This is a genomic window from Petrotoga sp. DB-2, assembly GCF_054051725.1.
The window spans coordinates 15,836-30,145 of the sequence record NZ_JBSVZD010000023.1; the positions used below are offsets into that span (position 1 = coordinate 15,836).

General features: G+C 32.7%; 12 protein-coding genes and 1 tRNA gene. 3 read left to right on the plus strand and 10 right to left on the minus strand.

All coding sequences use genetic code 11. The annotated features are described in order from the left end of the window. Window positions 1-4: 4 nt before the first annotated feature. From ACW9JY_RS07845 to ACW9JY_RS07890, 10 genes are all read right to left on the minus strand, one after another. Window positions 5-2,143: an RNA degradosome polyphosphate kinase gene (locus tag ACW9JY_RS07845; RefSeq protein WP_457283945.1), complete on the minus strand. Its 2,139-nt coding sequence runs from the start codon at window positions 2,141-2,143 to the stop codon at window positions 5-7. A gap of 13 nt (window positions 2,144-2,156) precedes the next feature. Beyond that, window positions 2,157-3,680 (minus strand): Ppx/GppA phosphatase family protein, encoded by a 1,524-nt coding sequence (locus ACW9JY_RS07850; RefSeq protein ID WP_103077316.1) that lies wholly within the window; start codon window positions 3,678-3,680, stop codon window positions 2,157-2,159. 2 nt (window positions 3,681-3,682) lie between these two features. Further along, window positions 3,683-4,624 carry an ROK family protein gene (locus ACW9JY_RS07855; RefSeq protein WP_457283946.1) on the minus strand — a complete coding sequence of 314 codons (942 nt, stop codon included), beginning with the start codon at window positions 4,622-4,624 and terminating at the stop codon, window positions 3,683-3,685. 29 nt (window positions 4,625-4,653) lie between these two features. Further along, the gene (locus ACW9JY_RS07860; protein WP_457283947.1) at window positions 4,654-5,532 is read right to left on the minus strand and encodes a CHAD domain-containing protein; all 879 of its coding nucleotides are present in this window, start codon (window positions 5,530-5,532) and stop codon (window positions 4,654-4,656) included. Beyond that, window positions 5,499-5,984, minus strand: coding sequence for a phosphohistidine phosphatase SixA (gene sixA / locus ACW9JY_RS07865; RefSeq protein ID WP_457283948.1), 486 nt, complete (start codon window positions 5,982-5,984; stop codon window positions 5,499-5,501). The genes ACW9JY_RS07860 and sixA overlap by 34 nt, the downstream gene beginning before the upstream one ends. Window positions 5,985-6,016: 32 nt before the next feature. Then, a complete protein-coding gene (locus ACW9JY_RS07870) occupies window positions 6,017-6,766 on the minus strand; it encodes a hypothetical protein (protein ID WP_457283949.1) in 750 nt (249 codons plus the stop codon). Window positions 6,767-6,913: 147 nt separating this feature from the next. Continuing rightward, a tRNA-Asn gene (locus ACW9JY_RS07875) sits at window positions 6,914-6,988 on the minus strand. Window positions 6,989-7,028: 40 nt separating this feature from the next. Further along, a complete protein-coding gene (locus ACW9JY_RS07880; RefSeq protein ID WP_457283950.1) occupies window positions 7,029-8,246 on the minus strand; it encodes an anhydro-N-acetylmuramic acid kinase in 1,218 nt (405 codons plus the stop codon). 3 nt (window positions 8,247-8,249) lie between these two features. Continuing rightward, the gene (locus ACW9JY_RS07885) at window positions 8,250-9,260 is read right to left on the minus strand and encodes a serine hydrolase domain-containing protein (RefSeq protein WP_457283951.1); all 1,011 of its coding nucleotides are present in this window, start codon (window positions 9,258-9,260) and stop codon (window positions 8,250-8,252) included. A gap of 4 nt (window positions 9,261-9,264) precedes the next feature. Further along, on the minus strand, window positions 9,265-10,950 hold the full coding sequence (locus ACW9JY_RS07890) for a beta-N-acetylglucosaminidase domain-containing protein (protein WP_457283952.1): 1,686 nt from the start codon (window positions 10,948-10,950) through the stop codon (window positions 9,265-9,267). Window positions 10,951-11,196: 246 nt separating this feature from the next. On the opposite strand from ACW9JY_RS07890, the gene ACW9JY_RS07895 reads away from it, so the two are divergent. Genes ACW9JY_RS07895 through ACW9JY_RS07905 form a run of 3 tightly spaced genes read left to right on the plus strand, consistent with a single transcriptional unit; the run spans window position 11,197 to window position 14,175 of the window. Continuing rightward, window positions 11,197-12,459: an ABC transporter substrate-binding protein gene (locus tag ACW9JY_RS07895; RefSeq protein WP_457283953.1), complete on the plus strand. Its 1,263-nt coding sequence runs from the start codon at window positions 11,197-11,199 to the stop codon at window positions 12,457-12,459. A gap of 13 nt (window positions 12,460-12,472) precedes the next feature. Further along, window positions 12,473-13,348, plus strand: a complete 876-nt coding sequence (locus tag ACW9JY_RS07900; RefSeq protein WP_457283954.1) for a carbohydrate ABC transporter permease — start codon at window positions 12,473-12,475, stop codon at window positions 13,346-13,348. Further along, entirely contained in the window at window positions 13,345-14,175 is an 831-nt protein-coding gene (locus ACW9JY_RS07905) for a carbohydrate ABC transporter permease (protein WP_103077326.1), read from the plus strand. The genes ACW9JY_RS07900 and ACW9JY_RS07905 overlap by 4 nt, the downstream gene beginning before the upstream one ends. Window positions 14,176-14,310 lie beyond the last annotated feature (135 nt).

A 14,310-nucleotide genomic window follows, 5' to 3' on the forward strand; every position in this document is an offset into this window, starting at 1 on the left:
TTTTTTATTTTAATTTTGGAAAGTTAAACTTGTCGACTTCTTGCTTTTTTATAAATTTTCTAAACTTTTTCTTTGCTTCCTTCATCAGCTCATCTTGAACTATAAACAATTTTGACTTTTTCTCCGTTGGTCTTTTATACTCTCCATTCGGTTGTAACTCTCTTGCTTTGAAATTATCTTTTAGATAAAGGTTCAATACATATATCAATCGCTGCTTTAAATCTTCCTGCTCTATTGGTATCAAAGATTCAACTCTCCTATCCAGATTTCGAGGCATTAGATCGGCACTTGATATAAATAATTTAGGTAATCCATTATTTTCAAAATAATATATTCTACTATGTTCTAAATACCTCCCCACTATACTTCTAACCGTTATACCTTCACTAACACCTTTTATTCCTACTTTTAAAGCACATATCCCTCTAACGATCAAGTTAACCTTTACACCGGCCATGGATGCCTTATATAAAGCTTTTATTATAGATACATCTAGCAAGGAATTAACTTTTATTATTATTCTCCCTTTTCCACCTTTTTTAACTGCATCTATTTCATTATCAATCCATCGTAAAAAAGTTTCCCTCAAACTTGTAGGGGCAACTCCTAATTTTTTCCATGTTGGAGGTTTTGAATAACCCGTTAAGATGTTGAACAGTGCTGATACATCTTGAGCATAACTTTCCTTACAAGTAAAAAAATCTATATCTTCATATAATTTTGCAGTTATGTAATTGTAATTCCCTGTACTCATATGAACGTATCTCCTGATCCCACTTTCTTCTCTTCTAACAATCAACAATAGTTTTGCATGTACTTTTAATCCGACAAGCCCATAAACAACGTGGCAACCCGCTTTTTCCAACTCCTTAGCCCATTGGATATTATTTTCTTCATCAAATCTGGCTTTGACTTCTACCACAACGGTAACTTGCTTGCCGTTCTCTGCTGCTTTAATAAGATAATCTATGATTGGAGATGTTTTCCCAACTCGGTACAAAGTTTGTTTGATTGCCAACACTTGAGGATCTTCTGCCGCCTGCCTTAAAAAATCTATCACATGCTCAAAAGACTCATAAGGGCGGTGTAAAAGAACATCTTTTTCCCTAAGTACCTTAAAGATATCCTCCTTGCCATAAAAGCTTGGGGAAGGTTGGGGAGAATAATACTCAAATTTTAAATGCTCATACCCTTCTAAATTAGCAATTTCCATAAGAGAACTCAAATCTAAAAGATTGGAAATCTCATAAATATTATCACTTCTTAAATTTAGTGCATTTACAAGGAAATTCCTCAGGTTCTTTCCCATATTTTTGGATATTTCTAATTTGACAGGAAAACCTGTTTTTCTTTCTTTAAGTGAACTTTCTATCTCAATTAACAAATCTCTGGCATCATCTTCGTCAATAGAAAGGTCTCCATCACGTGTGATTCTAAACTCAGAAATCTCAATTACTTTGTATCCGCTAAAAAATAAATCAGAATGCATTTTTAAAAGATCTTCAGTTAAAAATAAACATGTGCCATCCGTGCAGGGAATATTTATAAATCTTGGAAAAATCGTTGGTAAGGGTATAAAAGCATATAACCTTTCCTCTTTTTCATCTTCTAACTCCACAACTAGATTTATGCCGCTACCAGGTAATATCGGAAATGGTCTACTTTGATCGACAGCCATGGGAGTTACTACGGGAAAAACCGTCGTTTGAAAATAATTATCTAAAAACTCCTTTTTTTCTTCATCAATCTCATTAACTTTGAGAACTTTGATGTTCTCCTTTCCTAAAGAAGGTAGTAGCTCACTTTCTAAACATTTATATTGCATTTCCACCATTTCATGTGTTTTTTGTGAGATCTTCATCAATTGATCTCTAGGTGTTAAGCCAGAAATATCCATTCCACCGAAACCAGCTTGAAGTTGTTCTTCCAAGCCAGCTACCCTTATCATGAAAAACTCTTCAAGATTGGATGAGGTTATGGAAAGAAATTTGACTCTTTCTAAAAGAGGGTTTGTTGTATCATAGGCTTCCTCTAATACTCTAAAATTAAAGTCCAACCAACTTAGCTCTCTATTATTATAATATTTGTAATCGTTCAAATCTATTTTCTTTTCTTTTCTTCTGTTGCTACTAGTTTTTGCCATAAATCTCATCCCTTTATAATTTTTTCAATAACTCTGGAAGTATTCCAAAAACTTCCAAAAAGAAATTATCCTTCCTTTTCAATGCCCACTCTTCTAACAAAGTTTCCTTTGGTGTATGAGTAGTTATAATCAGATGATTACCCTCTAAATTAACTTCAATATCTCCCAATTTGCTCTCATGAGCGACATCTAAGGCATCTGCAAGCCTCAATATGGCAAGCATCTTTGTTATCAAAATCTTATCCGGTATGTTTTCCAATTGTGATGAATAATCATCAATCTCCAAATCTTGAGCACTGTGGAAGTAAGCGATCCTTGATACAATGTCTAACTCTCTAGAAGTTAAACCTATGATCTCTGAGCCTTTAATTATGTTATACGAATGCAAATAATGTTTTTTAATATTTACATATTTTCCAATATCGTGTAAAATAGCAGCCACTTGCAAAAGGAGTCTATGTCTTTTGCTTAACTGATGAATCGGTTCTAAAACATCAAATAATTTTATCGCATATTTTTCTACCGTTTGACTGTGAGTCTCCTCATAGAAATATCTTTTACCTATATTTCTAGAAGAGATAATTGTACTCTTTTCCAATAAATTAAAAAATCTTCTATATTTTCTGCTCAACAACCGTTGAAATAACAAGCTCCTACTTAAATTAACCTTCGGAAAAACTAAAATATTTTCAGCTCCCGATACTTCTAAAAGTAATCGATAAAAAGCTAAAGCTGATAACAACGAATTCGCTTTACTTTCAGAAATATCGTATTCTCTAGATAATTCGGTGGCATTCTTTGATTTCAAATTCTGAAAAAGTTTATCGAACTCCTCTTGGGGAATGTTTAATACTTCTTCTTCATTTTTTCCCAAAAGTCCAGCTAAAAACTCAATTTCATTGCCACAAGTTACAAAGGTTTTGATCTTTTTATTAATAAGCCAAACATTTATAGGCTGATAAAATGTGTTTAAATACTCTCTGATTAAATTACTATAGTGTAATGTGTTTTCTTCCAAATCTCTGAGCATCTCTGAAACTTTAACAGAACCTATTTTTATATTTTGAGAACTATCAATCAAACCCTTAGAATACGTTGCTAAACCCATGCTTCCCGTTCCTATGTAAACAAATAAAACATCATCCCTTTTGTACTTTTTATATTTTTCAAAGTTCCTTATCAATTCCATGTAGATATGTGATTTCTCTTCGTAATCATCTAAAACGTCGATAGTAAAACCTGTTCTTGTTTCGATCTGATCCAAAATAAAATCTAAATTTTCTGCTTCTCTCAAAGCGGTGGTACCTACTACTTTCAATTTATTAGCTCCATATTCCTCTGCAACCCTTTTGAATCCTAAAAGTTTTTGACTTAGGATCTCTACTTTTTCAAAAGATATCCTTCCTGTTGTGAAGGTATCTCTTCCTAAGAATAAGGGATAATCCAAACTTTCTATTATATCGATATCATCTTGATCGTTCTGAGCAATATCAAAAGATATATTTTCTGTTCCTATGTTTATAACACCTGCGACCATTGTTATACACCTACTTTTTCTTTAACAAGTGAAAAAGCCCCATACAAGCATGCATCATCCAGCAATTGAGATAATTTAAACTCACAACACTCAAAGATATGAGGTATAGAGTACTGCTTGGCTGTTTCAACTACTATAGGCATCAATTGTTCCCCTAATGCCTCCATTACTCCCCCTCCTAAAACGATAACTTCAGGATTTAGTAAATTAATAATGGAACCGGCATTTATTCCTATATATCTTGCGGCATCATTCAATATCCCTCTAACAAGATCGTCCCCTTGATCATAAGCAGCTTTCAAAGTAGAACTTTTCACTATGCCTTTCAAATCACTGATTTTTATTAAGGTTTTCTCGCCTCTCTCTTTTTTTCTAACTATTTCTCTTTGGATAGCTACTTTAGAAGACAAACTTTCCAAACAACCACGAAGATTACAACCACAAAGAGGGCCTTCAGGGTACACATTCATGTGCCCAATCTCAGCAGCGAAATTGAACGAACCTTTATATAATGATTCATTCAATATTAAACCGCCACCTATTCCTGTTCCTACAAAATAACCTACGGCGTTTTTTACTCCTTTAGCGGCACCAAACTTCCATTCCCCATACATACTCGCATTAGCATCGTTTTCTATAATAGTTTTGATATTGTATTCCTTCTCAACAAAATTGACTAAATTAAATTCATTCAAAGGCATGTTAGGAGTAAAGGTAATTTTTCCATCTTTTATAACTCCTGGTACACCTATTCCTATCCCTTTTACATCTTTATTCTCCTTCAGTAAAGAATCCAAAACTTTCTTCAATTGTTCGACAACTTTTTCTTTGCCTTTTGAACTTTTGGAACTCTTTTTCTCTGACTTCAATTTGTTACCTTTCTCATCAAATAAGGCGCCAAGTATTTTGGTTCCCCCTATATCTACCCCTATCCAATTGCTCATTTTTTCACCCCTCTTTATAAGATTTAAATTTAAGCCTTTTCGCTACAAATATTGTCGTATAACTTTTCAAAAATCTCACTCACCCCAACATCTATCTTCCCTTGTAATTGGTTTATTTCTTTATCAATTTCTTTTAATAAAGCTTTAATATTATCTTCTTGAAATTTTTTTACCAACTTTTTCTTTAAAATAATCAAATCATGATGAGTCCCCAAAATATCTTGAATCTGCTTAAACATGTCTTCTTCAAGTAAAGTTTCACCTTTCAATGCTCCCAATATCTCTGTTTTATAACGCAAGTCTTTAATCTTTATCCTTATTTTATGAAGCTTTTTATCGTCGCTTCTATCAGTATTTTTAAAGTCTTCATGAACTTCTTTAAATTCTTTTTTATAAAGATTATCAAAATAAGGATCATTTATCTGAAAATTTTGTACAAAATCAAACACCAAGAAACTTAAACAACTTTCTAGTAGATGGTCTAACTCCAAAATTTTTAAAGAACTTAAATAACTTTTCAACTTCTCTTTCTCTTTACTGTATCTTTTCTTGAAATAATCTATTATTTCATTATTTTGCTCTTCAATTTTCATAAGAAATTCTAAGTGAACTTGATAATCTCTTGGTTTATTGCTTTTTTTTAATATCTTATTTGCTTTTTTCTTAGCTTTCTTAGAGCTTTCACGTTTTGAAAATCCTTCCAAAAAATCTATACTTGCTTCTATCCTTCTACACGATGTTCTCATGTCGTGAACACTATCTTCCCCCTTTTCATCAAAAACATAAGAAATGTTTTTTAGAAGACGGTTTTTCATTTTTTCAAAATATTCGATGTACCCTTTTAAAAATATCCATGGATTGGCTGAAATATCGTTTAAGAGCTTAGTGACTTCGGATCTACCATCCATTTTAATTTTCCTTTTCCAGATAAAATATCATCGAATGATTCTCCTTCAATACAAATTACTCCCGCTTTTCTCAAATGCAAATCATCACCAGTTAATTTCTTTGCAAGTTCGTCAAAAATTGGATTGTGTCCAAATATCATTACATTGTTATACCCTTTCGTAATATTTGAGATTTTTTCAATTATCTCTTCTACTTCTCCAGCATACAGTAATTCTTCTTCTATTACCTTTGGCTTTGATTTAAAAGACTTTGCAAAGATTTCTGCGGTTTCTTTCGCTCTTAAAGCAGGAGAGGTAATCAAAAGATCAACCTTATTTAAAATTTTAGCCATATATTCTGCAACTTCTCTAGAATCGTTTTTACCAACTTTTGTCAACTTTCTTTCAAAATCATCAATTTCCGGAGATCTTTTTTCTGCTTTGGCGTGCCTAACTAATATTAGGTTTTTCATATGTTAAAACATTCCTCCTTCTATGAACGTTTTTAAAAAGAATTCACATAATCTCTTAAAGCTGATCCGATTCTTTCTAGCAGGGAATCCATATCACGAGTTTTGTTCAATCTTTTCAGAGTGTTCCAAAAAATATATATTCCCGTTAAACTTCCTATAAAGTTTCCAATAAAATCCGTCATTGTATCAAAAAGGCTATCTTCTTGAGCTAATCTGTATCCAGGATAATCTCTAAAGATTAGATCCGAAGTAAACTCTCCTACTTCCCAAAACACGCCCAATGTCATAACAATAGAGAGGGTAACAACAAATATTTTTAAAAAGAAAAAAGGCATTTTCATCTTAGTCCAGATTAGTTCAGAACCCATCACCAACGGATATATAAGAAATGAAAGCCAAATACCTCCTGTAAAATGAAGAATAAAATCGTAAATTTCAAAATAATCGTAAAATTGATACCACATACCAAATACACTATGTAAAGAAATTTGAATTATTGTTACTGTACGTATTTCTTCAAGAATCGTAGACTTTGTCACCCATTCAAAAATCCAAGTTAAATAAACTCCAAAGGCACTTAAGAGGTATCCTAAAAAATGCGGTAAGTTAAAATCCCAAATGCTTCCTATAATAGGGATAAATACAACAAAAGAAAAAAACAAGTTAATAGTTCTTAAAACAGAATAACCCGTTGAACTTGAAGTAAACATGGTTTCTTTCACTAAAGGATCTCTTACCAAAAAATGATGGATTTTGTCAAATTCTATTTTTGCTTTTTTCAATGTTTTCGAAAATTTGGGTGTAATTGGTATCACCTCATTTGAGTTTTTTACATATTCTATATTTCATTTCAATTATACCATTTAGATACAAAAACAAAAAAAAGCAGCGAACTAATTCGCTGCCATGAGGGGATGATACGACTATGGTGGCTCCGGGTGAGGGATTCGAACCCCCAACCTAGTGGTTAACAGCCACCCGCTCTACCGTTGAGCTAACCCGGAAAAAATAAAAAACTTTCAAAATCCAAAAATGATTATATCATCAAAATGGTGTTTTGTCAACATTTTTATTTTTATCTACGGGGGCTACTTCACCAAGGGTAACAAACCTTTTGGCTCCAGTAATTTGAGGTACATTATTTTTTCTCCCTTTGTAAGTTTGATAAGCTAATACTGCAAACGCTACCGCTTCTTTAGCATCACTTGAAAAACCTAACTCTTCCATCACCACCACGGTAACTTTTTCGCCTATCATCTTTTTTGCATAATATATTATCATCGATACCAAAGTAGGATTATAACTTCCACCACCAGAGATTATAACTTGGTCTATGTTAATACCTATAAATCTTAAGTAAGCATAGACAATCGATTTAGCGGTAAAAGCTGTTACGGTTGCAACAATATCTTCGTCGTCTAATTTCATGCTTTTTCCTTTGTTTATTATCTCTTTTGCGTACTTTAACCCAAAAACTTCTCTTCCTGTGGTTTTAGGGGGCTCTTTTTTTATAAAAGGATGAGCCATTAAATCAGCTAAAAGAGTCTCAGAAATCTTACCCTTTTCGCTAATTTTCCCATCTTTGTCATAACTTTGTTCTCCGTTGGTTAGAATTTGAACTACGCCATCTATAAGCATGTTCCCTGGGCCTGTGTCCGTACCTTTTATATCTTCCAACTTAGATTTTTTTGGTATATAGGTGAAGTTTCCTATTCCTCCAATATTTTGCATAACCCTGTTGTAATCATCACTTTTGAACAAAATATAATCAACATATGGTACAAGTGGTGCCCCTTGACCACCCGCTGCAATATCTCTCGCCCTAAAGTTGCTAACGGTGGTAACTTGAGTTCTTTCTGCTATTACACTAGCTTCACCTATTTGAAGCGTGGAAATAAAATCATCACTCACATAATGGTATATAGTTTGGCCATGGGAACCTATTAAATTCACATCTTGCATATTCAAGTTTTTTGATTCAACAGCTTCTTTGGCGGCTTGAGCAAACAATTCTCCAAGCTCGAAATTCAATCTACAGATTTTATCCACGCTACCAGTTACAGGGTCAGAACATTCTAAAATTTTTTCTCTCATTTTTTTACTATATGGTGTGTTTATAAAATTAACAACTTTAACATTTAATTTTTGTTCGTCCTGTTCTGATATTTCAACTAGTGCAGCATCTATACCATCCACTGATGTCCCTGACATTAAACCTATCACCAACATAATATCTTCTCCTTTTACTTCTAAAGTGTTCATTTATTAATGATCTTTTCGAAAAATTATATTATTTATCTTATTTCTTATTACGTTCAATTCAGGCTTTTTTAAGAATCTATCGTAATATACAGAATTGGTCAAAAATATTGAAAATAACCCATCCTTTCCAATCCAAATGGATGTGCCCGTATAGCCATTGTGACCGAATCCTGTACTATCAAGTGAGTATTGACATCCTGCAACAGGTGGAGCCATCCAAGCTATATGGGTAGTATTTTCCCCTCTTTTTACCAGAGTAGTGGTAAAAAGATCTAAAGTGTCTTTTGAAACTATTTCTCCACTTAACAAACTAATTATGAAAATCCTTAAATCACTTGCATTAGAAAACAAACCTGCGTTACCACTCACTCCACCTAAATAGTAGGCGAGTTCATCCTCGACCACACCCTTTAACCTTTTACCTTCTCGGATAGATGTGGATACAGCTTTATCTTTATTCTTTGGATTGAAACAAGTGTTTCCCATTCCTATTTCGTTAAAAATATCTTTAACATACTCTTTGAAATGCTTTTGAGTAACTTCTTCAACGATTTTCATAAGCGTGATAAAATTTAAACAAGAATATTCATAACACTTGTAGACGTTTTCTTGGGGTTGAATATTGATTATGTGCTTAAGCAACTCTTCTCCTCGATACTTTTGCCATAGGTTTGAATAAGCCTGCATTCCAGAAGTATGAGTTAATAATTCGAAGATTGTAACCTCGCTTTTTGGTCTACTTACCTCTATGAATTTGCCAATTTTATCTTCCAATTTTATTTGTTTTTCATCTATTAGTCTCATAACCGCGGTTGCAGTTCCAACCACTTTGGTGACACTTGCTAAATCAAAGATATCTTCTTCAGTAAGTTTTTCGTTTTCATTTTTTCTTCCAAAAGTATTTTTATACAATATCTTTTCATTTTTACCTATTAAAATGGATGCTCCAGTGTAAACATTATTTACTTCTGATAAAACAATTTCATTTAAAGATTCAATATCTTTTTCTTTCAAATCATCACTGCCTTTCAAAATCTTTTATAAATTTTTCCAAAATACCATCACAAACAACATAAGATCCCAATTTATCTACCTCGTTTTTTATCTCAACTTTTTCCTTAGAACTAAGCAGTTTACTAGCTATTTCTGCAAGCTGGGAAAGCTTTTTTAACCATGGATGTATATCCTCATATAATTTTTCATTTTTCATGTATTTCAATTTTCTATCAAGATTGCTCAACCTCTCCAAGTACTCCTTTAGCTCTTCCCCTTTATTCAAAGGATCATTTTTGAATTCTTTTATTAGACTTTTTAACTTAATTGATGTTTCCTCAAAAATTCTTGATTTTAAAAAATTTTCACTGAATAATTTCATATCCTCAAAAAAATCTGATCCCACCAAATTAAAAATAGATTTGTTCCATGAACACCAAGGATCGTAGCCTTGTGAGTTCCAAAGATAATCTGCTATTGTCTGTTCTGCAAGCATCGATGCATATGGCTGGTTCATTGGATTTGAGATAATACCTTTTACTTTTGATATACATAAATCATTTTCTCTGTTCATTAAGGGAGCTAAGAAAAGTTCTCCTTGATCTGCATCGTTTACTGGATAATTATCCCACAAGATCAAATCATGACCGAACTGGTTTGAAATCTTATCTGCGTTTTTTCTACTTACGTTTTTTGACCATACACCTTTCCCTGTCCATATTACAGGAATTTCAGGATTTAAGTTCTCTTTCATCGTCCTTCTGTACATCGAATCTTCTTCCTGCCAGTATTCAGTTGGACAGAGGTACAAGTTAACCTCTGAATCTTTCCCCTTTAAAAATTCGTATAACTTGTTTGCTATATATGTCTGAGCTAAACCATAATTCCCTTCGAACTTTTTTTCATCTTCTTCGTAATTCAACTTTTCAGGGATATCATCGAAAAGAATAGCAAATTTTTTTACACCTTTACTTAAAATTTCATAGTATTTTTTGCACAATAAATCAAACTCTTTTTGATCACTAAATTTCATGCTAAGTCCAGGACTTACACAAAACACAAAATCGACAAAATTATCTTTTGAAACTTTTATTAGCTCATCTATTTTTTCTATTTCTTCTTCCGGATAATCCTCTCGCCATTTTTCCCTGTGATATGGATCGTCTTTTGGAGCGTACCAATAGGTATTCATTTTATTTGTTCCACAAAAATGTATCATATCCAATCTGTTTTGATGGCTCCATGGTTCTCCATAAAAACCTTCAATTATTCCTCTCATTTTAAAAGAAGGAGAATCGAATATTTCAACTACAGGCAGAAGTTTATTCTCAAAATCAACAAGTTGTCTTAGGGTTTGTAGCCCATAGAAAATACCTTTCTTTGATTTAGAAAAGATTTTAACCGTTCTATTTTCTTCTTCCACTTTCATTAAATAACTTTCTAGATCCATAATATCAATGCTTAACTCTATATCGTTACTTTTGATAAATTCATTTAAATCTTTTTCAGTAGGGGAAATAAAAGTTTCTATTTTTAAGTCAGCACTATCTGAGTCTTTTACAAAGACAAAATCTTCACTTGGGAAAAGCTTAATGAAACTTTCTTCTTCAAGATTTTTGAAAATAGAAAGCTTTGAACTTTCAAAGTGAATATTTGCTCCTTCATAGAATAACTTTTTAGGTTTTGGATTTAATCTAAGAAATAAGTTCATTAAAACTCCTCCTTTTCACTATGAAATAAATACTGTTTTTAGAAATTCTAAAACTTGTTTTAGCGCCCCTTTGCCCCACTCCCCACCCTAATTTTATTTTTGAAGTATCTAAATATAGGATAAAGTAATTACTTTATTATCAATAATTGTTTTTTTGTATTATATCATGTTTATTTTTTAAAATGTTCATTTTTTTACAAATATGATATAATTAAACAAAACTTATAAAACTAGGGGGTGTGTTTTATGAAAAAATTGCTTGTTTTAATGTGTGTTTTGATGGTTAGTTTGTTCGTTTTTTCTGAAGAAGTTATAACTTTGAATTTGATTGAAGCCTTTTCAAGCCCCTACAGAACTCCTACCTTAAATAATATAATACAAATGTTCGAGACTTTGAATCCAGGAGTAAAAATTAACGTTATCTCACCGCCATACGAAACAGCCTATCAAAAGATCAATTTAATGGTAAGTACAGAACAACCGCTTGATATTATAGAGATAGGCGATTGGGATTTAAGTGCTTTAGCTGCTATGGGGAAGTTAGAAGATCTAACGCCCTACATCGAGGCATGGCCTGAAAAAGATGACATGGTCGAAGGGGTTTTAGAAGCCGCCAGCATTTACCACGGTATACCTTATTTGTTGCCTCACGGCATTTTTGTAAAAGCACTCTTTTACAGACCAGATATTTTAGCAAAATACGGGATTGAAACCTATCCAAAAACGATGCCTGAATTGTACGAAATATCAAAGAAATTAACGGAATCGGGCAAAAATCAGTATGGTTTCGCATTTAGAGGTAAGGGTTATCCAACAGCGTTTATTGATATTGTTTTCACTTCATTCTTTGATGACATAGATCCAAACAATATGTATTTAACTAAATCTGGTGAAATTATTTTTGAAGATCCAAGGGCTGTAGAAGCGTTAAATTTCTATGTTAGTTTGTATAAAGACACAGCTCCAAAAGATTCAATAAATTGGGGATGGGATGAGCAAGTTAATTCGTTTGTTTCTGGCATAACGCCTCTATTATTTCAAGACCCTGACACTACTGGCATGCTAAACGAAATGCTTCAGCCTGGCCAATATAAAACTGCCCCAATTCCCTTAGGAACAAGCGGAAATGTTTATCCATCCTTCGGATTTGTGGGCTGGGGAATTCCTACATATTCAGAACATAAGGATTTGGCTTGGAAATTCATTAAATTCGTTGCTTCAGCTGAAATAAATGGTTATTGGAGCAAAAGTTATGGTGCTTTACCAGTATTACAATCAGTTTACACTTACGATTCGTATTTCAGCTCAGAAATTTTCGAAGGTTGGACTAAGATGTTTGACGATCCCGAACATTATCAATTTACACAGTACCCCTTGGATAATGAAAACTGGGGAAAGTGGAATGAATTCCAGGAAAAAACGATGCAGCAGGTATTGCTCGGACAACTTTCTGTAGAAAGTTGCTTGAAGCAGTGGACTGATTTTTGGAAAGATGCAGGTATATTATAAATAGGTGATTTAATTGAAGCGAAGAAAATTTATTTTTTTCTTGTTATTACCCACTTTGTTATTAATATCTTTTATTATTTTATACCCCACTGTCAGTGGGGTAATGTTATCTTTCAAAAATTACTCCCTTTACAACTTCCAGAATATTGAATGGGTAGGCTTTGAAAATTTTAAAGCCATTTTTTCTGATCCTTTTTATATAAATACTATTTGGAACACCTTGGAATGGGTTTTATTCTCCGTGTTTTTCCAATTGATCTTAGGCTTTATTTTAGCCCTTTTGATGAAAGAACCTTTTAAAGGTAGAGGTATATATGCAGGACTAGTTTTTTATCCATGGGCAATTTCTGGATTTGCAATAGGCTTAATTTGGTCATGGTTGTTAAATGGTCAATTTGGGGTTATCAACGATATATTAATAAAAATTGGAATCATTGAAGAAAACATTAGTTTTCTTTCGGACCCTTCGTTAGCAATGTTTTCTGTTATTTTAGTGAATGTCTGGTATGGTATACCTTTTTTTGCCATCATGATTTTAGCAGCCTTACAGTCTGTCCCTGATTCTCTTTACGATGCAGCGGAAATCGACGGTGCAGGTTACTTCACAAAGCTTTTTAATATCACTATACCATATATTAAACCCACTTTGATAAATACCATTTTATTGAGAACCATATGGATTATGAATTTTCCTGATATCATTTACGGGATGACACGCGGTGGGCCTGCTGGCAGCACAGAGATTTTGGCTGTAAAGATGATAAATACCGTTTTTTATGAATCCGACTACAGTAAAGCCGCAGCACATGGTGTGGTTATTATTTCAATTCTTTTCATTTATACTATCATGTACTTAAAATTAACTTCTAAACGGGAGTTTAGCTTATGAAGAAAAAAATTTTTCCTAAAGTTATACGTATAATTTTACTCTCTATGTTTTTTATTTTTGCAATTTTTCCGTTATACTGGATCATACTAACTTCGTTAAAGCCCACGCAGGAAATATATTCATTTCCAATTAAGTATTGGACAAATAATCCCACACTGTATGGATACAAAAGATTATTTGAATTCGTAAATTTTAAAAGGTATTTTGTGAACAGTATTTTCGTATCTTTAGGTGCTTCATTTGTTTCAACAATATTTGCTATGTTAAGTGGATATATACTTTCAAGAAAAGAATTCAAATGGAATTATCCTATTATATTATTTTTATTTTTTTCTCAGATGATCCCAACTTATTTAATCATGGTTCCACAATATACAATGTTTTCAAATTTAAATTTGATCAATAAACTTATAAGCTTAGTAATAATTTATAGTGGTTTTGGTGCAGCTTTTAGTACCATAATGGCTAAGGGGTTTTTTGATAGAATTCCAAAAAGCATCGAAGAAGCCGCATTAATTGACGGATGTAACGAAATCCAATCTCTATTCAAAATCACTATTCCCTTAATGTTACCCGGGCTATCAGCTATTCTCAGTTTTTCTTTTGTCAATAATTGGAATGAGCTGTTTACAGCGGTTATGTTTTTAAACACTTCCGACAAATATACTGTACCTGTAGGGCTATATTCTATTGTATCAAAGGCGGGTGTTCAGTGGAATGTGCTGGCTGCTGGAATTGTGATCGCTCTTTTACCAACAATAATAGTATTTGCTATCTCGCAAAAGTATATTATTGCAGGGCTTACACAGGGAAGCTTAAAAGATTGATAAAGATTTTTAAACAATCATTTCTTCTTTCACCAAAAAAGCCTTAGGAAAACTAAAAAAGGTTCTATCACGAAAATAGTGGGTAATTAAGCTGGAGTTAAATTAAGTTTACCAAGGGCAATAAAGATAGTGATT